The following is a 22,838-nucleotide window of genomic DNA, read 5'->3' on the forward strand; positions in this document are numbered from 1 at the left end:
GTACTAGGGCCTGTCCCAGCGCAGTACTAGGGCCTGTTCCGGCGGAGTGCCGGGGCCGGTTCCGGCGGAGCGGGTCGCGGGAGCGCCACCGCTGCCTCAGCGCACGTACGGCCGGGGCGGCACGGGGTGGTCGTCCCAGAAGTCGGCGAGGGCGCGGGCCGTCGGCAGGGGCTGGTCGGTGTTGGGGGAGTGCTCGGCGCCCGCGACGACCGTCCGGCGGGCGTCCAGCCGCAGAGCCATCTCGTCCAGGAGGGGGACGGGCCAGGTGTCGTCGTAGGCGCCCGACAGCACGTGGCACGGCAGCGGCACGGCGGCGAGCTCGGCGACACGGTCCGGCTCGGTGCACAACTGGCGTCCCGTGGCGAGCAGTTGCGCCGGCCTGGTGCCCATCCAGCGGTCGCGCAGCCGCTCCGGTTCCTCCGGGCCGTGGGCGGGGGCCGGGGCGCCGACCTCTTCCGGCGGTCCCATGGCCTGCATCACGTTCCAGACCTCCGCCATCGTCATCGTTTCCAGCGCGTCCCGCAGCAGCTTCACCCGCTGCCGCTGCGACTCGGAGATCCGCGCCGGGCCCGAGGACATCAGCGTGAGGGACAGGAACGGGGCGGAGTCGAGCAGGACGGCGGCCCGCGCGATCTGGCCGCCCAGGGAGTGCCCGACGAGATGCACGCGCGCCCCGAGGGCGGCGGCCTGCGCGAGCACGTCCCGGGCCAGTTCGGCCCGCGCGTACCCCGCCTCGTCGTGCTCGGGCCCGTCCGACTCGTACTGCCCCCGTCCGTCCACGGCGACCGTGCGGTAGCCGCGCGCCCCGAGCGGCCGGTGCAGCAGCGTGAAGTCCTCCTTGCTTCCCGTGAAGCCGGGCAGCATCATCACCACGCCCCTCGGCGCGACCCCGGCGGCCACCGGCGAGTCGACGACGGCGAACTCACCGCGCGCGGTACGCAGCCGGTACGCGCGGGCGTCCGGGGGCGGGCTGAAGGCGGCGTTCCTGCTCACGGGCAGAGGCTATCGGGCGAGGCGCACGGGCGTGACGACGCCCAACGCCGTCGGCCCGGTCCCGCGTGGGTCGCGGGACCGGGCCGACGGTCTGGGACGGGCGGCGCGGATCAGCTCTCGCCGGCCTCCGCGGTGGCGGCGGCCGTCTTGCGGGTGCGGCGGGCCTTCGGCTTCGCCTCCGCCGTGTCGGCTTCCGCCGCCGGTGCCTCGACGGCGGCCGCGGCCTTACGGGTCCGGCGCCGCGGTGCGGCCTCCGGCTCCTGCGAGGCCTGAGCCGGAATCTCGGCGGCGGCCTCGACGGTCGCGGCCGTCTTGCGGGTGCGGCGGGCCTTGGGCTTCGCCTCCGTGGCCTCGGCGGTGTCGGCGGCGGCCTCTGCCTTGGTGGCGGCCGTCTTGGTGGCGGCCGTCTTGCGGGTGCGGCGGGGCTTGGTCTCGGCCTCGGCCTCGGCGTCCGGAGCCTCTACGACAGGCTCGGCGGCCTTGCGGGTGCGGCGGGCCTTGGGCTTCGCCTCTGTGGCCTCGGCGGTGTCGGCGGCGGCTTCTGCCTTGGTGGCGGCCGTCTTGGTGGCGGCCGTCTTCCGGGTGCGACGCGGCTTGGCCTCGGCCGCTTCCGGAGCCTGCGCCGGAATGTCGGCCTCGGTGACCTTGGTGACCTTGGTGACCTCGGTCGGTTCCGCGGCCTTGCGGGTGCGGCGGGCCTTGGGCTTCGCCTCCGTGGCCTCGGCGGTGTCGGCGGCGGCCTCTGCCTTGGCGGCGGCCGTCTTGCGGGTGCGGCGGGGCTTGGTCTCGGCCTCGGCCTCGGCGTCCGGAGCCTCTACGACAGGCTCGGCGGCCTTGCGGGTGCGGCGACGCGGCTTGGTCTCGGCCGGCTCGGACGCGGGCTCGGTCGCTCCCTCGGCCGTGTCGACCGTTGCCTCGGCGGCCGTGGCCTTGCGGGTGCGGCGGCGCGGCTTCTCGGCGGGAGCGGCCACAGCCGCAGGGGACTCGACGACCGCCGGAGCCACGATCGACTCCTCGGTGGCCGTCGGCGCCGGCGGAGCGGTCTCGAGCGGGACGACCGGGGCCTCGGCGGCCTTGCGGGTGCGGCGGCGGCGCGGCTTCGCCGGGGCCTCCACGATCTCCGGGGCCTGCGCGATCTCCGTGTTCTCCACCGCTTCGACGACCGTCGCCCCGGAAGGCGCGAGCGCGGTGTCCTCGGCGGCCTGCGCCACGGGGGCGTCGGGCGTCGCGGCGGTCTCCGGGCGGCGCGACGGCTCACCGTTCCGCGTACGGCGTCGGCGGCGCAGCGTGCGAGGCTCCTTCGGGGCGTCGGTGACCGCGTCCGCGGCGCTGTCCGCAGCTTCCGTCACGGCCTCGGCCACGGGCGCCACGGACGCCTCCGCGTCCACCGGCGCACCGCCGCGCATCCGGCGGCGCCGGCGCGGTGTCGTCCGGGACGAACGGTCGCGCTCGCGGTCGCCGGAACGCGAGTCGTCGCGCCCACCCCGGCCACCCCGGTCGCCACGCCCGCGGCCACCGCGGCCACCGCGGCCGCCCGGCTCGCCCAGGTCCTCGAGCTCCTCGGCGTCGAGCCCGGCGCGGGTGCGCTCCGAGCGCGGCAGGACGCCCTTGGTGCCCTCGGCGATGCCGAGGTCGGTGTACAGGTGCGGGGAGGTGGAGTACGTCTCCGGCGGGTCGTTGAAGCCCAGGTCCAGCGCCTTGTTGATCAGCTGCCAGCGCGGGATGTCGTCCCAGTCGACCAGCGTGATCGCCGTACCCTTCGCGCCCGCGCGGCCGGTGCGGCCGATGCGGTGCAGGTACGTCTTCTCCTCTTCCGGCGACTGGTAGTTGATGACGTGCGTCACGCCCTCGACGTCGATGCCGCGAGCGGCGACGTCGGTGCAGACGAGCACGTCCACCTTGCCGTTGCGGAAGGCGCGCAGGGCCTGCTCGCGGGCGCCCTGGCCGAGGTCGCCGTGGACCGCGCCGGAGGCGAAGCCGCGCTGCTTGAGCTGGTCGGCGAGGTCGGCCGCCGTGCGCTTGGTGCGGCAGAAGACCATGGCCAGCCCACGGCCCTCGGCCTGCAGTATGCGCGCCACCATCTCGGGCTTGTCCATGTTGTGCGCGCGGTAGATGAACTGCTTCGTGTTCGCGACCGTCGCGCCCTCGTCGTCCGGCGAGGTGGCGCGGATGTGCGTGGGCTGCGACATGTAGCGGCGGGCCAGTCCGATGACCGCCCCGGGCATGGTGGCCGAGAACAGCATGGTCTGGCGCCGGGCCGGCAGCATGTTGATGATCTTCTCGACGTCGGGCAGGAAGCCCAGGTCGAGCATCTCGTCGGCCTCGTCGAGGACCAGGCACTTGACGTGCTTCAGGCTCAGCTTCTTCTGGCCCGCCAGGTCCAGCAGGCGGCCCGGGGTGCCGACGATCACGTCGACGCCCTTCTTCAGGGCCTCCACCTGCGGCTCGTAGGCGCGGCCGCCGTAGATCGCGAGGACGCGCACATTGCGGACCTTGCCGGCGGTCAGGAGGTCGTTGGTGACCTGCTGGCACAGCTCGCGCGTCGGGACGACGACGAGGGCCTGCGGCGCGTCGGTGAGGGCCTCGGGCGCGGCGCGGCCCGCCTCGACGTCGGCGGGGACGGTGACCCGCTCGAGGAGCGGGAGGCCGAAGCCCAGCGTCTTGCCGGTGCCGGTCTTGGCCTGGCCGATCACGTCCGTGCCCGAGAGGGCCACGGGGAGCGTCAGCTCCTGGATCGGAAACGGAGCGGTGATGCCGACGGCTTCGAGGGCTTCGGCGGTCTCGGGGAGGATCCCGAGGGATCGGAACGTCGTAGTCAGGGTGCTGCCTCTTCTGTGTACGTGGTGCGAGGCGAGCGCGCGGGTCGTGCCGGACCGTGTCGGGGACGTCGGCTGCCTTACGGGTGAGCCGTAGGACACGGGACCTCTGTCGACGCTCCAGCGCTCGTACCACTGAGGGTCCCCCTCCGGAACCCGTACGCAATGCGGCGTACGGCAGGGAGGGCTGTCGGGTCGGAGCCGATCGGGCCACCGACCGGGCATCCTCATGCGTGCGGCCCGACGACGATGTCACGTACCCGTACGTCACATACTCGGCAGGCGCATTACCACCATACCCCGGATTCGCGCACACGCGATGGCCGATTTGCTCACGTAGTCGTCGTCACACTGACTGACCAGGGCCTTACCACCGCCGAAGAGCGGGCTATTGTGCGCTGCATGACGAGCTCTGACAAGCCTGGCACCGCCGCAGACGCCCCCGCAGACGTCCCCGCCGAGACCGCTGGAACCGCCGGTACCGCCGGAGCCACCCCGGTCGCCGCCCGCGACTGGGCGACGGCCGCGGCCGACCCGCAGTACCGCGCCGCGGTCGTGGACCTGCTCGGCGCGCTCGCGTACGGCGAGCTGGCGGCGTTCGAGCGGCTCGCGGAGGACGCCAAGCTGGCGCCCACGCTGGCGGACAAGGCGGAGCTGGCGAAGATGGCGTCGGCGGAGTTCCACCACTTCGAGCGGCTGCGCGACCGGCTGGCCGGGATCGGCGAGGAGCCGACGGGGGCCATGGAGCCGTTCGTGGCCGCCTACGACGGCTTCCACAAGCAGACTGACCCCTCGGACTGGCTGGAGGGTCTCGTCAAGGCCTACGTCGGCGACTCCATCGCCAGCGACTTCTACCGCGAGGTCGCCGCCCGCCTCGACACGGACACCCGCGAGCTGGTCCTCGCCGTGCTCGACGACACCGGGCACGCGGGCTTCGCCGTGGAGAAGGTGCGTGCGGCGATCGACGCCGATCCGCGCGTGGGCGGGCGGCTCGCGCTGTGGGCGCGGCGGCTGATGGGGGAGGCGCTCTCGCAGTCCCAGCGGGTGGTGGCCGACCGGGACGCGCTGTCGACCATGCTCGTGGGCGGGGTCGCGGACGGCTTCGACCTGGCCGAGGTCGGCAAGATGTTCTCCCGGATCACCGAGGCGCACACGAAGCGGATGGCGGCGCTGGGTCTGGCGGCCTGACGCCGTCCACCCGGGCGGAAGGTCGTCACCCGGGCGGAAGGTCGTCACCCGGGCCGAACGTCGTGGCCCGGGCCGAACGCCGTCACCCGGGCCGAACGCCGTCACCCTGACCTGACGCGGTACGGCGGCCTGCCGGTCAGGCGGTCGCCGAACTGCGCCGAAGCCTTCCCGCCGGGCGCAGCAGTAGCGACAGCGAGGCCGCGGAGACCGTCGCCGAACCCAGCAGCACCGGCACGAGCCCCCCGGCGCCCAGCGCGGTGTGCGTGACGAACGCCCCGAAGAGGGCCCCGGCGACGCCGGTCGGCAGGACGAGGAGCGGGGCGGGCAGGCGGTGGGGCAGACGGTGCGCGGCGGCCCATGCCAGGGCGAGGCCTAGAAGTGCGGCGCTGAGCGCTTCCAAGATCATGTCTGGGTCCCTCCCACATGGCCGGCCTGCCCCAAACGGTCACAGCCGACTTACCCCTGACCTGCGGAATGCAATCCTCCCCCTGTGGGTGAACTGTGCTCCGCCCGTGAACGGGAGTGGGGCGGGAGAGAGAACGGGAAGACGGGTGGGGCCCGGCGGTGTGTCACCGCCGAACCCCACCCGTCCTACGTCCGTCGTCCCGCGTCCGGCGGCTACAGCGCGCCGAAGCCCACCTTGCGCGGGGCCGGCTCGCCGATCTCGATGTAGGCGAGCCGGTCGGCCGGCACCAGGACCTTGCGGCCGTGTTCGTCCACGAGGCTCAGCAGCTGCGACTTGCCGGCCAGTGCCTCGCCCACCACGCGCTCGACCTCCTCGGCGCTCTGACCGCTCTCCAGAACGATCTCGCGGGGCGCGTGCTGCACGCCGATCTTGACCTCCACGGCTATGTCCCTCCGACGGTCAGTAAGTGCGCGATCTTCCGCGCCGTACCAGCACACATTAGCCCGGTGAGGGGACGTACACGCAGCGTCGGAGAACGCCAGGAGCGAACAGCCGACGGGAACAGAACCGGCGCCGCGGCGTCTCAGTGCTGCTCGGTGCCGTGCAGCGGGAAACCGGCGATGCCGCGCCAGGCCAGCGAGGTCAGCAGCTGCACCGCCTGGTCGCGCGGCACGCTGCGGTCGCTGTGCAGCCACGACCGCGCCACCACCTGCGCGAGACCGCCCAGTCCCGAGGCCAGCAGCATCGACTCCGCGCGCGAGAGGCCGGTGTCCTCGGCGATGACGTCGCAGATCGCCTCGGCGCACTCGTTCGTCACCTTGTCCACGCGCTCGCGCACGGCGGGCTCGTTGGTCAGGTCCGACTCGAAGACCAGGCGGAAGGCGCCGCCGTCGTCCTCGACGTAGGCGAAGTACGCGTCCATCGTCGCCCGGACGCGCTGCTTGTTGTCCGAGGTCGACGCGAGCGCGCTGCGCACGGACTGGATCAGCGCCTCGCAGTGCTGGTCCAGCAGGGCGAGGTAGAGGTCGAGCTTGCCGGGGAAGTGCTGATAGAGCACCGGCTTGCTGACGCCGGCGCGCTCGGCGATGTCGTCCATCGCGGCCGCGTGGTAGCCCTGGGCCACGAACACTTCCTGTGCGGCGCCCAGCAGCTGGTTGCGTCGGGCTCGGCGGGGAAGGCGTGTGCCCCGCGGGCGTACCGCCTCTGTCTGCTCGATGGCTGTCACGCCGCCTCCCATAGTCGTCCTCGTGCGGTGTGCGCCGCGTCGACATCGTACTTTTCGGTAACCGTGGTGTGTGTGCTGCGAGCGCAGAATTTCACGGACCGGACGGCGGCGAAAGTCGCACAACAGGTTTCAAAAGGGTTCAGACCGGGCAAAGATCGGCTCCCTTCTGGTCGGTGGAGTCGCTTTGCCGCCGCGTGGCGCCTCACGTCCCCGCCGTTCGGTGCCAGTCGTCCTCGGCGTTCTCGGCGTTCTCGGCGTCCTCGGCGTCCTCGGCGTCCTCGTTCAGCGGTAGTCGTCCTCGTCGAGCGAGACGACCCGGGCCTGCTCGGCCAGGTCGGCCTCGTTGGCGCGGTCCGGCTCGACGCCGGTCAGCGGCTCGTCACGCTCCGGTCCGACGTCCGCCCGCTGCTCGTCGGCGTCGGCGTCGGGTGCCTCGACGTCGCGGTCCTCCGGGTCCGGTGCCTGCGCCTCGTCGTCGAAGGTGTCTGGGTCGGTCGGGTCGACGGTCATGCTGGGCTCCCTTCCTACGGACGTCCCCGGGGTGCAGGGGTCACACGCGGGTGCCCACTTCACGAGCCTAGGAGACACCCGATCCGGACGCCATGCGTCGCCGGCCCCGGTCTTGCGTGCCCGGTCCCGGTCTCGCGTGCCCGGCCCCGGCGCCGACGGCATTCGTACCCGGGCGACGCGCCGCCGCAGCACCGCTTGTGACGGCGAACACATGAACCACTGCGTGATCGTCTCGTAACATTGCCGCATGCCTTCGACCGAGCCGCCCTCCGAGCCGCCCGCCAACGTGCTGCCGAAGGTCGCGGCCGTCAAGGTCGCGGACGGGGAGCGGCTCAGGTCGGTCCACCTCCCCGGCGTCACCCTGACGGTGCGGTCGAGACGGCCCGCCCGCGAGGGTCTGCCGCCCGCCCTCTACGTCCACGGCCTCGGCGGCTCCTCGCAGAACTGGTCGGCGCTCATGCCGCTGCTGGACGGCGTCGTCCACAGCGAGGCCCTCGACCTGCCGGGCTTCGGCGACTCCCCGCCGCCGGACGACGGCGACTACTCGATCAGCGGCCACGCGCGCGCGGTCGTCCGCCACCTCGACGCGTCCGGGCGCGGTCCCGTGCACCTGTTCGGGAACTCGTTCGGCGGCGCCGTCGCCACCCGCGTCGCCGCGGTGCGCCCCGACCTGGTGCGGACGCTGACCCTCGTGTCGCCCGCGCTGCCGGAGATCCGCGTGCAGAGCAGCGCCCTGCAGACGGGGCTGCTGGCGGTGCCGGGGGTGGTGTCGCTGTTCAGCCGGCTCACCCGGGAGTGGACGGCAGAGCAGCGGGTCCGCGGCGTGACGGCGCTCTGCTACGGCGATCCCGCAGGCGTGAGCGAGGAGGGCTTCCGCAATGCCGTCGAGGAGATGGAGCGGCGGCTGCAACTGCCGTACTTCTGGGAGGCGATGGCCCGCTCCACGCGGGGAATCGTCAACGCGTACACGCTCGGTGGCCAGCACGCCCTGTGGCGACAGGCCGAGCGGGTTCTCGCACCCACGCTCCTGGTCTACGGTGGACGGGACCAACTCGTCGGATTCCGCATGGCCCAGCGGGCCGCCCGCGCCTTCCGTGAATCCCGGCTGCTGACCCTGCCGGACGCGGGACACGTGGCGATGATCGAGTATCCGGAGACCGTGGCCACGGCGTTCCGCGAACTCCTCGCGGACACCGCGGAAGCGGTGGGCACCGGGAAGCCGGCGGGTGGCGAGAGGACCGACGGGGCCGTCGACGGCGAGCCCGCCAACCAGACCACAGGAGGCTGAGGCGCGACGTGGGACGCCACAGCCGCCGCGGGCCCGCACCCAAGGCAGACGCCGCGGACGCCGCCGCAACACGCGAGAACCGGGCCGGTCGGCCCGACCCGCGCCGGACGAACGGGCCGTCGCAGGAGCCACAAGGGCCGCACCGGCCACAGGGGCCCCATCAGCCACAGGGGCCCCATCAGTCACAGTGGCCCCACCAGCCGCAGGGGGCCGACGGGGCGGCGCCACGCGGGGCGGTTCCGGGCGACGTCCTGGGTGCCCGCCAGGGGTACGCGGGCCCGGGTCCCGGCCCGGGGCGAGGCCCGGGCGGGCGGTTCCCGGACGAGACGCCGGCCCACGGTTTTCCGCGCACGGCGGACGGCACGCCCGCGCAGGGCGTCCCGAGGTTCCCCGACGGCACGCCCGCCCACGGCGTCCCCCGGTATCCCGACGGCACCCCGGCGCACGGTGTGCCGCGGGTCCGGGGCGGTCACCCCGAGCAGCGGGAAGCAGGCGGAAGCTGGGGCGAGTCGGCCGGGCGGCCCGGTGCCGGGTACGGACCGGCGGCGGGACCGCACGCCGGGGCCCCCGCACCCTCCGCGCCGCCCTCGCCGTCCGGACCGCGCTCGCCCTTCCCGAGGCAGCGGCAGGCGCCGGCGGAGGGGCCGCGGCAGGACTACCTGGACGCCTTCGGCGCGGACGAGGACGTCTTCGCGGTCCGCTCCCGAGGCCGTACCCCCGGTGCGGCGCGGCCCGCCGACCCGTACGCCTCCGTCACCGACTGGAGCACCGCGGACGGGGGCGCCTCCGGAGGCGGCGGCATCCCCGCCGGTGCCGACGCGGACGCCGACGACGAGCCGCCCACGGGTGAACCCGCACCGGTCAAGGGGGCCAAGGGCCGGACCTTCACGGGTATCGCGGCGGCCGCCGTCACCACCGTGCTGGCCGTCGTCGTGGCCGGTCAGGTCGCCGACGGGACGGACGAGGACGGCGTGAGCGCGCAGTCCGGCACCGGCCAGGCCCGCGGGGCCCACGACCCGGCGTCACGGGACGACGAACGGCCGACGCCCTCCGCGTCCGGGTCCGCGAAACCGCTGACGTACGAGCAGAAGATGGGCAAGAGGTACCCACTCGGCGCCACCCTCAAGGCCTCGGGGAAGTTCGACGCGATCCCGGGCATCGCCAAGGGGACCGGCAAGGGGAAGCGGTACACCTACCGCATCGACGTGGAGCAGGGGCTCGGCCTCGACGGTGAACTCTTCGCCGAGGCCGTGCAGAAGACCCTCAACGACAACCGGAGCTGGGCCCACAACGGCGCCCGCACCTTCGAGCGCATCGAGTCGGGGCAGCCCAGCTTCGTCATCACGCTGGCCAGCCCCGGCACCACCGCCGAGTGGTGCGCCAAGTCGGGCCTGGACACCACCGAGGACAACGTGTCCTGCGACTCGGCCGCCACCCAGCGCGTGATGATCAACGCCTACCGCTGGGCCCAGGGCGCGTCGCCGTACGGCGACGCGATCCACGCGTACCGGCAGATGCTGATCAACCACGAGATCGGTCACCGCATCGGCTACAACCACGTCACCTGCGACAAGGACGGCGAGCTCGCCCCGGTCATGCAGCAGCAGACGAAGTTCGTCGACCACGACGGAATCGACTGCCGGCCCAACGCCTGGGCCTACCCGAACGGCTGACGGACGGCTCGGGCCCGCACATCACGCCGGGTGACCGCTTGATCTCTTAACGCGACCGAACGCGCCTCGCACGGGAAAGTTACGACCGTTCACCCCTTTTGGTGGCGTGATGGACAACCGTCCATCACGCCACCTCCTTGTCCGCATACGTTCGTCCCGCTGCGAGCCGCCGGGCCAACGGCGGCTCCCCAAACGGGAGATCGGGGGTGCGCGCGTGCGCATCGGACTGCTTACGGAGGGTGGCTATCCGTATGTGAGCGGTGAGGCCGGGCTCTGGTGCGACCGGCTCGTGCGCGGCCTGGAGCACCACGAGTTCGACATCTACGCGCTCAGCCGTAGCGAGCACGAGGAGGGCGAGGGCTGGGTGCCGCTGCCGCCGCAGGTCGGCCGGGTGCGCACCGCCCCGCTCTGGGAAACCGTGGACGACGGAATCGTCCACGGACGGCGCGCGCGCCGGCGCTTCGACGAGTGCTACCGGGAGTTGGCCACGGCCCTGTGCACCGCCGCCCCCGGGGATCCGGCCAGGAGCTCGGAGGGGGAGTCGGAAGGGCAGCCCGAAGGACAGTCGGCCCTTGAGGCGGACCGTTTCGGCAGTGCGCTGTACGGCCTCGCCGAACTCGCCCGCGACGAGGGCGGACTGCCCACCGCGCTCCGCTCGGAGAACGCCGTACGCGCTCTCGAACGCGCCTGTCGCGCACCCGGCGCCCACCGCTCCGCGCGCGAGGCCCGCGTCCCCGATCTGCTGGCCGTCGCCGCGCGTCTGGAACGCGCCCTGCGCCCGCTGTCCCTCGACTGGTACGAGGACGACGACCTAGGTTCGGTGGACCTGTGCCACGCGACCTCCGGAGGCACGGGCGCCCTCCCGGGCCTGCTCGCCCGGCACTTCTGCGACGTGCCGCTGCTCGTCACCGAGTACGGCGTGCGGCTGCGGACGCACTACCTCACGGAACCCGATTCCTCGCCCGCGATACGGTCGCTGCTCGCCGCCTTCCACCGGCGGCTGGCCGCCGAGACCTACCGGCGCGCGGCCGTGGTCACCCCGGGCAACAGCCATGCCCGTCGCTGGCAGGAGCGCTGTGGCGCCGACCGCGCCAGGCTGCGCACCGTCTACCCGGGCATGGACGCGGCCCCCTTCGCGGAGGCGGGGGAGTCGCCGGAGTGCGCCGACCCGCAGACCCTCGTCTGGGTAGGCCGCTTCGAACCGGCCAAGGACCTGGTCTCGCTGCTGCACGCGTTCGCGGAGATCCGCAGGTCGGAGCCCGGCTCGCGGCTCAGGATCGTCGGTGCCCCCTGCGGCCCCGAGGGCGTCGCCTACCTGGCCCACTGCAAGGGACTGGCGGCGCAGCTCTTCCCGGACGAGGCCGACGGCCCGCACTCCGTCGGCCGCAACCCGGTCTCCTTCGAGGAGATCGGCGGACCCGAACTGCCCTCCCGCGCCGACGCGTACGCCTCGGGGGCCCTGGTGGTGCTCTCCAGCGTCGTCGAGGGATTCCCGACCGGGCTCGTCGAGGCCATGTTCTGCGGCCGGGCGACGGTGTCCACGGACGTCGGCGCGGTGGTGGAGGCCATCGGCGGCACGGGACTCGTCGTACCCCCGCGCAATCCGCGGGCGCTCGCCGAGGCATGCGTCGCGCTGTTGCGCGACCCCGAGCGCCGCGAACGCCTGGGCGCCGCCGCGCGCGCCCGCGCACTGGAGCTGTTCACCGTCGAGCAGAACATCGCGGCATTTCACGGCATTTACCTGGAGATCCTCTCGCGTACACCGGTACACCGCGTCGTACTCGACGACACCGGCGAACCCCTGCCCTTCGGCGTACCCGCCGAGGCCCACGTCCCCGGTCGCTGGAGCGATGCCACGGCCCGGATCGCGGCCAGGGGCGGTCCCGGCTGGGCCACGGACGGCGGCCCCGTCCGGGCCACGACACCGGTTTCGGCGGCCGAGGGAGCGTCCCGATGAGCGGCCTCGGCGAACTGGACCTGCCAGGGGCCCCGTGCGGCCCGCGCGCGGGCGGGAGCCCGGAGGGAAGCTCGGGCCCTCGCGAACGCGCCCGTCGTGAAGACGCCCTTCGTGAAGACGCCGGTCGTGAAGGCGCCGCTCGTGAACCTGCTGCTCGTGAACCTGCTGCTCGTGAACACGCTGCTCGTGAAGTTGCGGGCGGCGGTGGCGGAGTCGGTGCCGTCGGTCGGGCAGGCCGCGACGGCGGGCAGTCGCCGCCCGCGTCCGCCGTCCGCCGCTCCGCCGCGGACCCCGTGAAGGGGCTGCTGCACCGGCACCGCGAACTGTGCGAACGCGCCGTGGACCCGCTGGAGATCGCGGCGGGCCTGGAGGCGCACGGCGTCACCGACCGGACCGCCGCACGCTTCCGCCACCGGGACGTCTTCTCCCTCGCGGAGGAGATGTACGCCCGTGTCCCGCGGGACGGCGACACCCCCGCACGCCCCGAGGACGGGCCGGCGCCCCGGCCGGGCGGATCGCGCGCCGCCGGGATCGTCCTCGCCCTGCTGCCCGGCGTGCTGTGCGCCGCCGCCGTGGCCGGACTGCGGCTGACCGACGGACGGCCGCGCCTGATCGCGGCCGTCGTCGGAGTCCTCGCGGTGGCCCTGGCCCTGGGCGCGGCACTGCGCCGCGGGCCGCTGAGCGCGGCGACGCGCACCACCAGCACCTGGACCTGCTGGCTCCTCGGCTACGCCCTCCTCGGCGACGGGCTCCTGCACACCGCGGTCAGCGGCGGCCCCGACGCCCTCCCCGACGGCACCGCGGAGGGCGCGTGGCCCGTCACCGTCGCCCCCGTCCTGGCGCTCGCGCTGTCCTACGCGGCCGCGGTCGGCTGCGCCCACCTCTTCAGCGCGGGCGCCCGCCGCAAGCTGCCGTCCAGCCGGGGTCTCGCCGACTTCTCCGCCTCCGTACGCCCCCTGCTGCTCGGCGCGTTCGCCCTGTACCTGGGAACCCTGGCGGCCTTGCTCGCGCTGACCGGCGCCGTGCTCGGCGAACCCGCCGACTGGCCCCAGGGACTCAGTCTGGGCGCCCTGCTGCTGCTCGCCCGGCTGCTCGGCGTGCACGGTCACACCCACGCCGGCACGCTCGTCCTCACCGCCACGGCCGCCGGGGAGGCGGCCGCCCTGGCCACGGTCTTCGCCGGCCGCCTCCCCGGCTGCGGCTTCCTCTCCGCCCCCGTGGAGGCCCTGGTCGCCGCCTGCGGCCCGGCCGGTGTCCCGACAGTCGTCTGCGGCATCGGCGCCCTCACCCTCCTCGTCCACGCGTGCCGTCGCCTGACCAGGGCCTCGGCCCACGCCGAGACGGAGCGGACGCGGTGAGCGCGCGCACGGACCGCCCCTCACCCGTCCGCAACACCCCCGTATCACCCCTTGAAGGAGCCCCCAGATGACCACCTCCCGACCCGACGCCTCGGCACCGGGAGCCGTCCGATGAGAGTCCTGCTGATCGGAGCCAACGGCTACATCGGCCGCTTCGTCGCCGACCGTCTGCTCGCCGACCCCGCCGTCCAGCTCACCGCCCTCGGCCGCGGCGACGACGCCGACGTCCGCTTCGACCTCGCCACCGGAAGCCCGGGCGCCCTCACCCGCTTCCTCGACGCGGTCCATCCCGGAGTGGTCGTCAACTGCGCGGGCGCCACCCGGGGCGGCGCCCGCGAGCTCACCCGGCACAACACCGTCGCCGTCGCGACCGTCTGCGAGGCCCTGCGCCGCAGCGGCTGCGGCGCCCGCCTGGTGCAGGTCGGCTGCAGCGCGGAGTACGGACCCAGCCAGCCCGGTTCCTCGACCGCGGAGGACGCCGTGCCCCGCCCCGGCGGTCCCTACGGCGTCAGTAAACTCGCCGCGACCGAACTTGTCCTCGGCTCCGGTCTGGACGCCGTCGTCCTGCGGGTCTTCTCGCCCGCGGGGCCCGGTACGCCCGCCGGCTCCCCGCTGGGCCGGCTCGCGGAGGCCATGCGCCGCGCGATGCAGTCCGGCGACGGCGAACTCCGGCTCGGCGGCCTCGGCGCCCAGCGGGACTTCGTCGACGTCCGCGACGTCGCGCGAGCGGTGCACGCCGCCTCGCTCTCCGCCGCGCAGGGCGTCATCAACATCGGCTCCGGCCGCGCCGTCCGCCTGCGCGACGCCGCCGCCACCCTTGCCCGGGTCGCCGGCTACGGCGGGTCCCTGCACGAACTCGACGGACTCCCCGGCGCTCTGCGGCCCACGATCGGCCACCCCCGCACCGAGTCCCTCGGCCACCGTGTCGACGCCCTCGGGCACCACCGGAGCGAGGCCCTCGGCCATCACCGCCCGGACCCCCTCCAGAGCCGCGGCGAGCGCACCGACCCCGAGCACGCGGCCCCGGCACCCCACCCGTACCCCGACGGCTGCGGCAGCTGGCAGCAGGCCGATGTGCGCACCGCACGCGACCGGCTCGGCTGGCGGCCCCGGATCGCCCTCGAAGAGTCCCTCGCCGACATCTGGATGGAGGCGGCATGTCGTATCTGACCAGCACCAAAGCAGGTCTCGCCAGCACCGGCGTCCGCACCGGCCTCGGTGTCCCGGGGCTGGCCCACCCCCTCGTCGCCCCCGACGAGTGGGCCGGCCTCACCTGCCCCGGCACCCCGCTGCACTGGGTCGTCCTCAACATCGCCGACGGTCCCGGTGCGCACCCCGACCCGCGATGTCTGGAGGCCGTCGGCCGACTGCGCAACGCGGGCATCCGCGTCCTCGGTCATCTCGACGCCGCTTACGGCGCCCGCAGCCTCGGCGAGCAGATCTCCGAGGCCCACCGATTCCTCGACTGGTACCAGGTCGACGGGTTCCTCCTCGCCCACTGCCCCTCCGACCGGGCCGCCCTCCCCGAAGTCCGCCGCACGGTCACCACCCTGCGGGCGATCCGTGACGATGCCCACATCGTCCTCGGCCACGGCACCCACCCCTTCCCCGGATACGCCGAGAACGCCGACCAACTCGTCACCTTCTCGGGCACCTGGGCCGACTACCGCTGGTCCCAGGTGGCCGAGTGGAGTGCGGACTATCCGCCCGAGCGCTTCTGCCACTTCGTGCACGGTCTGCCGCGCGGGCACCTGGAGGAGGCGCTGCGCATCGCCCGTTGGCAGGGGGCCGCGACGATCTGCTTCACCGACCGCACGGACCGGGGTGGCCGGGCCGACCCCTGGGAGACGATGCCCGGCTACTGGGACGAAATCGTCTCGCGGGTCGGGACAGGTGTCTCGGAATGAAAAAGGCCGTGGCAGTGTTACTTGCAGAACAACCGTAATCACTGACCGACCAACGGAGTCCCCGTGTCGCTGCCACCCCTGGTCGAGCCGGCCGCCGAGCTCACCGTAGACGAGGTCCGCAGGTACTCCCGCCACCTGATCATCCCCGATGTGGGGATGGACGGGCAGAAGCGGCTGAAGAACGCCAAGGTGCTCGCCGTGGGCGCGGGCGGCCTCGGTTCGCCGACGCTGATGTACCTGGCGGCGGCCGGTGTCGGCACGCTCGGCATCATCGAGTTCGACGAGGTCGACGAGTCCAACCTGCAGCGGCAGGTCATCCACAGCCAGGCCGACATCGGCCGGCCCAAGGCCGAGTCCGCCCGTGACACCATCCAGGGCATCAACCCGCTGGTGGAGGTGATCCTTCACCAGGAGCGGCTCGAGGCCGACAACGTGATGGACATCTTCAGCCAGTACGACCTGATCGTCGACGGCACGGACAACTTCGCGACCCGCTACCTGGTCAACGACGCCTGCGTGCTGCTGAACAAGCCCTACGTCTGGGGTTCGATCTACCGCTTCGACGGCCAGGCCTCCGTCTTCTGGTCCGAGCACGGCCCCTGCTACCGCTGCCTCTACCCGGAGCCCCCGCCCCCCGGCATGGTCCCCTCCTGCGCCGAGGGCGGCGTGCTGGGCGTGCTGTGCGCGTCCATCGGCTCCATCCAGACCAACGAGGCCATCAAGCTCCTCCAGGGCATCGGCGAGCCGCTGGTCGGCCGCCTGATGATCTACGACGCCCTGGAGATGACCTACCGCCAGGTCAAGGTCCGCAAGGACCCCAACTGCGCGGTCTGCGGCGAGAACCCGACCGTCACCGAGCTCATCGACTACGAGGCCTTCTGCGGCGTCGTGTCCGAGGAGGCCCAGGCGGCCGCCGCCGACTCCACGATCACTCCCAAGCAGCTCAAGGAGTGGATCGACGACGGCGAGAACATCGAACTCATCGACGTCCGCGAGCCGAACGAGTTCGAGATCGTCTCCATCCCAGGCGCCCGGCTGGTCCCGAAGAACGAGTTCCTCATGGGCTCGGCCCTCGAGAACCTTCCGCAGGACAAGAAGATCGTCTTGAACTGCAAGACGGGTGTCCGCAGTGCGGAAGTCCTCGCGGTCCTCAAGTCCGCCGGCTTCTCGGACGCCGTCCACGTCGGCGGCGGCGTGATCGGCTGGGTCAACCAGGTCGAACCGGAGAAGCCCGTCTACTGACCGGCTCTCCGACCCGCTTCCCGGACGGCGAGGGTTTCGCGCACCGCAGGTGCCCGAAGCCCCCGCCGCCGTCACGAGCAGACCTTGCCGTCCTTCGGCACCGTCCCCTTCAACAGGTAGGCGTCCACCGCGGAGTCGACGCAGTCGCTCCCGCTCCCGTAGGCACCGTGCCCCTCGCCCTTCCAGGTCAGCACCACGCCGACGTCCTTGCCCAGCTCATCCGCCATCCTGGGGGCGCCCTCGTAGGGCGTGGCCGGGTCGCCCGTGTTGCCGACCACCAGGATCGGGGCCGCGCCGGGCGCGCTCACCTCCGGGGTCTCGTGCTGACCGGCCACCGGCCAGTCGTGGCACCACCCGGCCGTGTCCCAGCCGAGGAAGGAGCCGAAGACGGGCGAGACCTCCTCGAACCTCGGCAGCAGCTTCTTCGTCTCCTCCGCGGTCGGCCGCTGCTTGTCGTCCAGGCACGATATGACCCTTTGCGAGTGGGTCGTCGTGCCGTAGCGCCCCGAGGGATCACGCTCGTTGTAGCCGTCGGCGAGCGCCAGCAACTCCGAGCCGTCGCCCTCCTCGGCCGCCTTCAGCGCACTGGTCAGGGCCGGCCAGCCGCTCTCGCTGTACAGCGGCAGCACGATGCCGGTGAGCGCGAGGGTCTGCGTCAGCTCCCGCCCCGGCGACGACGTGGGCAGCGGCTCCGCATCCAGCCGATCCAGCAGGTCGGCGATCTTCCGCGACCCTTGCTCGGGTTCCTGCCCGGTCGACTCCAGGTAGTCGTCCAGCGCGCGCTGGAAACCCCTGGCCTGGTTCTCGGCGTGGCCCATCGTGTCGGCGGTCGGGTCCACCACCGCGTCGAGGATCACGCGTCCCACGTGCCTGGGGAAGAGGTGGGCGTAGACGCCGCCGAGCTCGGTGCCGTAGGAGATGCCGAAGTAGTGCATCCTCTCGTCGCCCAGGACATGCCGCATCAGGTCCATGTCGCGGGCGGTGTCCGTGGTCGAGACGTGTTCCATGAGCTTGCCGGCGGCCTTCTCGCAGCCCTTGCCGAAGTCGGCGGCGTCCTTGAGGTAGGCCTGTTCCTCGGCAGGGGTGTCCGGCGTGGAGTCCACTGACTCGGCGGCCTCGATCGCCTCGTCGGTGCGGCACCGGACGCCCTCGCTGGCCGCGACCCCGCGCGGGTCCCAGCTCACCAGGTCGTACCGCTCGTGCAGGGAGGAGACGGTGTCGGCGTAGGACGGCATCATGGAGACGCCGGAACCGCCCGGTCCGCCGAAGTTGAACAGCAGGGAGCCGATGCGGTCGTCCCCGCTCGCCCCGGACCGGATGAGCGCGAGATCTATCGTCTCGCCGTCCGGGTCGGACCAGTCCAGGGGCGCCTTGAGCGTGGCGCACCGCCAGTCGCCGTCCGGTGCCGGGGCATCGGCGGTGCCCTCGCAACGGGACCAGTCCAGCGTCTGGGACGCCAGCGCCTGTGGCACTCCGGACGGTGCCGCCGCGGAGGGCCCCGCGCTGCTCCTGCCCCCGCCGTCCTTGTCCTCGTCGGACGAGCCGCCGCTGCAGCCCGCCGTCAGTAGTGCGGCGGCGGCCGTCAGAGCCGTCCACCGGACGAGACGCGCCATGTCCTCTCCCCCCTGGCAAGCCGTCCGCGCCGTGCGGCGGATGGCGTTCCTGCCATGGTAGGTGGCGCGGGCAGCGCCCGCCGACGCCTGTGGATAACGCTCCGACCTGCTATTTCGGCCAGTCTGTGGCGGCGTCCGCGGTCAGGAGCACACGGTTTTGGCCGCCGGTACCCTTCCGTCGAGGAGGTAGCCGTGCACCGCGTCCTGCACGCACCTGTTCTTGCTGTCGTAGGCACCGTGCCCCTGGCCCTTGTAGGTCAGTTCGACGCCGACGCCCTCGCCGAGCGCGTCCACCATCCTGCCGGCGCCCTCGTAGGGCGTCGCGGGGTCGCCGGTGTTGCCGATCACCAGGATCGGCGCCGCGCCCGGCGCGTGGACGTCCGGATGGTCGGCGGCTCCGGCGACCGGCCAGTCGGTGCAGCTGAGCATGGACCAGGCGAGGTAGTCGCCGAACAACGGGGAGGCGTCCCGGAACTGGGGGAGCTTGTCCTCCACGTACGCGGGGTCGTAGCGCGGTTTGTCGTCGGCGCAGTTGATGGCGACGTTGGCTGCGGTGATGTTGCTGTACTCGCCGTCCTCGTTGCGCCCGTTCAACGCGTCCGACAGCACCATGAGGACCCGCCCGTCCCCGTCGTACGCCTGCTCCAGGCCCTCGGTGAGGTACTCCCAGAAGTCCTTCGAGTACAGCGCCTGCGCGATGCCGCCGGTCGCGGCGGTCTCGGTGAGTTCGCGGGGGAAGACCCCCGGGATCGGCTTGCGGTCGAGGTCCTTCAACAGGCGGGCGATGCGCGCCTCGACGTCCTCGGCCGTGTCCCCGATGGGGCAGTCCTCGACCTTCGAGACACAGTCCTCGGCGAAGTTGTCGAGCGCCAGCTGGAAACCCTTGGCCTGGCCCAGCGAGCCCTGTTCCGCGGTCTGCGTCGGGTCGACGACCGCGTCGAAGACGGCGCGGCCCACGTGCTTGGGGAAGAGGTGGGCGTAGACGCCGCCGAGTTCGGTGCCGTAGGAGATGCCGAAGTAGTGCAGCTTGTCGTCGCCGAGTACCTGGCGCATCAGGTCCATGTCGCGGGCGGCGTCGGTCGTGCGGACGTGCGGAAGGATCTTCTTCGAGTGCTTCTCGCAGGCCGTGTTGAACTCCTCCGTATTGTCCACGAACTCGGTGCGCTCGGCCCGGTCGTCGGGGGTGGCGTCCTGCTGGAAGTAGGTGTCGAGCTGTTCGTCGTCCAGGCACTCGACGGGGTCGCTGCGGCCGACGCCGCGCGGATCGAAGCTGACCAGGTCGTAGCGGGTGCGCAGTTTCGCGTAGTCCTGGCCGAACGCGGGCAGCGTGGTGACGCCGGATCCGCCCGGACCGCCGAAGTTGAAGACGAGTGAGCCGATCCGCCGGTCCGCCGCGCCGTCGGCCTCGGCCCGGATCAGCGCGAGGCCGATGGTGTCGCCCTCGGGGTCGTCCCAGTCGAGCGGCGCCTTCATGGTGGCGCACTGCCACGCGTCGCCGTTCGGCAGCGGGGAGGGGGCGGCGCCGCCGCCCTCGGCCTCGGACGGTGCCGGACAGTCCTGCCAGTGCAGCTTCTGCCCCGTCAGGTCCTCGTCGTCCTCCTGCGACCCGCCGCCGCAGCCCGCCAGCAGGACGGACAGCGCGGCGGCGGTGGCGGTCAGGGCGGCGGCGCGCAGCCGGGAGGGATTCGGCATGCGTCCATCGTGCGGTCGCGCGCGAGCACCCGCGCGGGGCCAGGGCCGTACGAGGTACGGAGCCCCCTCACCCAGCCGGTTACAGCGCCTCTTTGCGCGTGAGGTGGTTGAAGACCAGCCAGCCCGGCAGTACCGGCAGCCACAGGGTGAGCAGCCGGTAGAGCAGCACCGCGGGCGCGGCGACCTCCTTGGGCAGACCGACGGCGATCAGACCCACCGTCAGTGTCGCCTCCACCGCGCCCACACCACCGGGTGTCGGCGCTGCGGACCCGAGCGCGTTGCCCGCGAGGAAGACGACCGCCACGCTGGCCAGGCTGATGGACGACGACTCGTCGCCGAAGGCGCGGATCGAGGCGTCCAGGCACATCACGAAACAGGCGGTGAGCAGCAGCATGCCGCCGATACCGGTGATCAGCTTCTGCGGCCGTTGCAGCACGTCCAGCATGCGCGGCACGACCCCGGCGAAAAGCGACCGCACGCGCGTGACGACGAATTTGCGCAGGAACGGCACCGACGTCACCACGAGCACCAGCACCGCCACCGTCAGCAGGCCCGCGATGACCGTCCGGGACGGCGACAGCGACGGTGTCTTCTCGGTGCCGGTCAGATAGCCGAAGGACAGCAGCATCAGGATGTGGCAGCCGAGCCCGAACAGCTGGGACGCGCCGACACTCGCCACCGCGAGTCCCGGGCGCACGCCCGCGCGTTGCAGGAAGCGCGTGTTCAGGGCGACGCCGCCGACCGCGGCGGGGGCGACGATCTTCACGAACGACCCGGCGACCTGCGCGGCCACGGTCCGCAGGAACGGCACTCTCTCGGGCACGAAGCCCAGCAGCGACATCGCCGCCGCGACATAGCTTGCCGCCGAGAACAGCACGGCCGCGGCCACCCAGCCCCACTGGGCGTTCGAGATCAGCGGGCCGAACTCGATGTGGGTGAGCTGGGTGAGCAGGAAGTAGGCGCCGATCGCGCCGGCGATGAAGCTGATCAGCGTGCGCGGCCGCACCCGCTCCAGCCGGGCCGGTTCGACGGGCGCCTGCGGCCTGATGCGCAGCACGGCGTGGCGGATCTGGGTGAGCAGGTCCTCCTCGCGGGCCTCCTCGATGGCCTCGTCCACGGCCCGCTTCTCGGCCCGCTGCTCGGCACGTACGGCCTTCTTGTCCGGCCGGTCGGTCTTGTCCGGCCGGTCGGGCTGGGCGGATTGGTCGGTCTGCTCCGACGTGCGGCTCGTGAGGTCGTGACCGGCCGCCTCTGCGCGGGCCAGCTTGGCCTGCCGGGACGACTCCAGCACCGCCTCGCGCTCGCGCTGGGCCCGTTCCCGCGCCAGCCTGCGCAGGGTCGCGCGCGTGGAACGGCTGAGCGCGATGGGCTGGAGCATGGGCAGGCAGTCCGCCACCGTGTCGGGGCCGAGGACCCCCACCGCCGACGCGACCGCGCGTTCGGCACCGACCCGCAGGCCGAGCGTCACCAGGAGCTGGGAGATGTCCATGCGCAGCAGCAGGTCGCCGGCGGCGATCTCACCGATGCGCAGGTCGGTGAGGATCACCGTGCCGGAACGATCCACCAGGATCGCGTCGCCCACCAGCCGGCGGTGCGCGATGCGCCGGGACTGCAGGGCCCGTACCTGCTCCCAGGTCCCGCGCAGCAGGTCGTCGGTGATCTCCTCGTCGGCCAGCGAGTCCAGGGAGCGCCCGCCGGTGTGCTCGTAGACGAGCATCACGGCGTCGGGACCGAGCTCCGACGTCGCGATCAGCTTGGGCGCGTTGGCGCCGGCCGCGATGGCCGCGTAGGCGAGCAGCGCCTCCTGCTCCAGCGCCTGCCGCAGCGAAGGGAGGCTGCTGCGGGTGGCGAAGCCGCGCAGGGTCAGATTGCGCCACGCGCGGTAGAAGAAGCCCTGCGCCTGCTGCTCGCGGTCCACCACCGTCACGTCGAGCGGCCGGCCGTCCTCCAGCGTGACGAAATAGCGGCGTCCGCGGTCACCGGTCTCGACGTTGTCGGACGGTGCCTCCTGCCGGGCGGCGGTCACCGGCCGGAAGCCGACGTGCCGCAGGCCCGCCATCAGCGTCCGACCGGTGGGGCGCACGTTGGGGGAGCCGACGGCGTAGAGGGTGCCGTAGGCGACGGTCCAGCCGATGAGGACGGTGAGGATGATCGAGAACGGCGTCGTGTAGCCCGTGACGAGCATCGAGAAGGCGTCGAGGAGCAGCACGATCCACAGCACCGCGCGCCAGCGGGGTCTGCGGGACATGCCGACGGCCGTCATGTACGCGATGACCGGGGCGAGGTAGCCGTGCACGGGGTCGGTCAGCGCGTGGATGTCGCCCGGGGACGGCTGGGTGAGCGCCTCCTGGATGGAGCCGGGAGCGGCCTTGGCGACCCACAGGTCGGTGGCGAGGGTCACCCCGTGCGCGAGGACCGCCGCCAGCACGCCGTCGGCGATCCGCAGACCGTCCCGTTTGATCAGCCGCTCGATCGCGAACGCGACGGGCACCAGGAGGATCGCGATGCTGGAGGCCAGCCCGGCGATCTTGATGAGCAGGTCGGGGGCCTGCCCGGTGCCCTTGTTGATGTCCTGTTCGAGACCGGACGTGGTGCCGTGCGCGAAGGCGGCGATGGCGAGGAGTACGGCGACGGCGAGTACGCCCACCAGGAGGCGCACCAGGTCGGAAGGCCGGTGCACGCGCGCGGGGAGCAGTGGTTCGTCGCCCTCGACCTCGTCGATGTGCGCCACGTCGTCGGGGTCGGCGGCCGTCGCCGAGGGGCCTTCGGTCACCCGTTCACCGGCCTCCCCGTCGTCGGCGTCCGCGGTGTCCGGGCGCGACGAAGCGTCAGAGGTGCCCTCGGCGTCCTCGGGGTGCACACCCTGCTGCTTCATCGCCTCTTCTTGCTCTCGTATCACTGGTCACCGCCCGCACGATGGTGGCATGCCGCGTCGGCCTCGGCAGGCATCAGGGTGCCCGTGCGGGCCGC

Annotated in this window: 17 protein-coding genes; 8 read left to right on the top strand and 9 right to left on the bottom strand. The window is 72.9% G+C overall.

Features of this window, described 5'->3' with window-relative positions; all coding sequences use genetic code 11:
• Positions 1-96: 96 nt before the first annotated feature.
• Complete coding sequence (locus tag C4J65_RS22880) at positions 97-993, bottom strand: alpha/beta hydrolase (RefSeq protein ID WP_115744075.1); 897 nt, start codon at positions 991-993, stop codon at positions 97-99.
• A gap of 110 nt (positions 994-1,103) precedes the next feature.
• The gene (locus C4J65_RS22885) at positions 1,104-3,719 is read right to left on the bottom strand and encodes a DEAD/DEAH box helicase (protein WP_115746587.1); all 2,616 of its coding nucleotides are present in this window, start codon (positions 3,717-3,719) and stop codon (positions 1,104-1,106) included.
• 492 nt (positions 3,720-4,211) lie between these two features.
• On the opposite strand from C4J65_RS22885, the gene C4J65_RS22895 reads away from it, so the two are divergent.
• Positions 4,212-4,997 carry a ferritin-like domain-containing protein gene (locus C4J65_RS22895; protein ID WP_115744076.1) on the top strand — a complete coding sequence of 262 codons (786 nt, stop codon included), beginning with the start codon at positions 4,212-4,214 and terminating at the stop codon, positions 4,995-4,997.
• 136 nt (positions 4,998-5,133) lie between these two features.
• On the opposite strand, the gene C4J65_RS22900 is transcribed toward C4J65_RS22895, so the two are convergent.
• From C4J65_RS22900 to C4J65_RS22915, 4 genes are all read right to left on the bottom strand, one after another.
• Positions 5,134-5,403, bottom strand: coding sequence for a hypothetical protein (locus C4J65_RS22900; protein ID WP_115744077.1), 270 nt, complete (start codon positions 5,401-5,403; stop codon positions 5,134-5,136).
• 212 nt (positions 5,404-5,615) lie between these two features.
• Positions 5,616-5,843, bottom strand: coding sequence for a DUF3107 domain-containing protein (locus tag C4J65_RS22905; protein WP_115744078.1), 228 nt, complete (start codon positions 5,841-5,843; stop codon positions 5,616-5,618).
• A gap of 143 nt (positions 5,844-5,986) precedes the next feature.
• Positions 5,987-6,628, bottom strand: coding sequence for a TetR/AcrR family transcriptional regulator (locus tag C4J65_RS22910; RefSeq protein ID WP_030400709.1), 642 nt, complete (start codon positions 6,626-6,628; stop codon positions 5,987-5,989).
• Positions 6,629-6,910: 282 nt separating this feature from the next.
• Positions 6,911-7,138 (bottom strand): hypothetical protein, encoded by a 228-nt coding sequence (locus C4J65_RS22915; RefSeq protein WP_115744079.1) that lies wholly within the window; start codon positions 7,136-7,138, stop codon positions 6,911-6,913.
• 247 nt (positions 7,139-7,385) lie between these two features.
• On the opposite strand from C4J65_RS22915, the gene C4J65_RS22920 reads away from it, so the two are divergent.
• From C4J65_RS22920 to moeZ, 7 genes are all read left to right on the top strand, one after another.
• Positions 7,386-8,426, top strand: coding sequence for an alpha/beta hydrolase (locus C4J65_RS22920; protein WP_115744080.1), 1,041 nt, complete (start codon positions 7,386-7,388; stop codon positions 8,424-8,426).
• Between the two features lie 8 nt (positions 8,427-8,434).
• On the top strand, positions 8,435-10,099 hold the full coding sequence (locus tag C4J65_RS22925) for a DUF3152 domain-containing protein (RefSeq protein ID WP_115744081.1): 1,665 nt from the start codon (positions 8,435-8,437) through the stop codon (positions 10,097-10,099).
• A 214-nt stretch (positions 10,100-10,313) separates the two neighbouring features.
• Positions 10,314-12,056 carry a DUF3492 domain-containing protein gene (locus tag C4J65_RS22930; protein ID WP_115744082.1) on the top strand — a complete coding sequence of 581 codons (1,743 nt, stop codon included), beginning with the start codon at positions 10,314-10,316 and terminating at the stop codon, positions 12,054-12,056.
• Entirely contained in the window at positions 12,053-13,414 is a 1,362-nt protein-coding gene (locus C4J65_RS22940; RefSeq protein WP_240330494.1) for a hypothetical protein, read from the top strand. Before C4J65_RS22930 ends, C4J65_RS22940 begins: the two co-directional genes overlap by 4 nt.
• Before the next feature lie 111 nt (positions 13,415-13,525).
• Positions 13,526-14,584: an NAD-dependent epimerase/dehydratase family protein gene (locus C4J65_RS22945; RefSeq protein WP_115744085.1), complete on the top strand. Its 1,059-nt coding sequence runs from the start codon at positions 13,526-13,528 to the stop codon at positions 14,582-14,584.
• Positions 14,572-15,321 (top strand): spherulation-specific family 4 protein, encoded by a 750-nt coding sequence (locus C4J65_RS22950; protein ID WP_115744086.1) that lies wholly within the window; start codon positions 14,572-14,574, stop codon positions 15,319-15,321. The genes C4J65_RS22945 and C4J65_RS22950 overlap by 13 nt, the downstream gene beginning before the upstream one ends.
• Positions 15,322-15,384: 63 nt before the next feature.
• Positions 15,385-16,563, top strand: a complete 1,179-nt coding sequence (gene moeZ, locus C4J65_RS22955) for an adenylyltransferase/sulfurtransferase MoeZ (protein ID WP_115744087.1) — start codon at positions 15,385-15,387, stop codon at positions 16,561-16,563.
• A gap of 71 nt (positions 16,564-16,634) precedes the next feature.
• Here moeZ and C4J65_RS22960 read toward each other — a convergent pair whose 3' ends face one another.
• The 3 genes from C4J65_RS22960 to C4J65_RS22970 form a co-directional block, all read right to left on the bottom strand.
• Positions 16,635-18,176 (bottom strand): alpha/beta hydrolase, encoded by a 1,542-nt coding sequence (locus tag C4J65_RS22960; protein ID WP_115744088.1) that lies wholly within the window; start codon positions 18,174-18,176, stop codon positions 16,635-16,637.
• Between the two features lie 141 nt (positions 18,177-18,317).
• On the bottom strand, positions 18,318-19,868 hold the full coding sequence (locus C4J65_RS22965; RefSeq protein WP_115744089.1) for an alpha/beta fold hydrolase: 1,551 nt from the start codon (positions 19,866-19,868) through the stop codon (positions 18,318-18,320).
• A gap of 79 nt (positions 19,869-19,947) precedes the next feature.
• Entirely contained in the window at positions 19,948-22,743 is a 2,796-nt protein-coding gene (locus C4J65_RS22970; protein WP_115744090.1) for a lysylphosphatidylglycerol synthase domain-containing protein, read from the bottom strand.
• Between the last annotated feature and the right edge of the window lie 95 nt (positions 22,744-22,838).

This window comes from Streptomyces sp. CB09001 (assembly GCF_003369795.1).
In the GTDB taxonomy this organism is placed as follows: domain Bacteria; phylum Actinomycetota; class Actinomycetes; order Streptomycetales; family Streptomycetaceae; genus Streptomyces.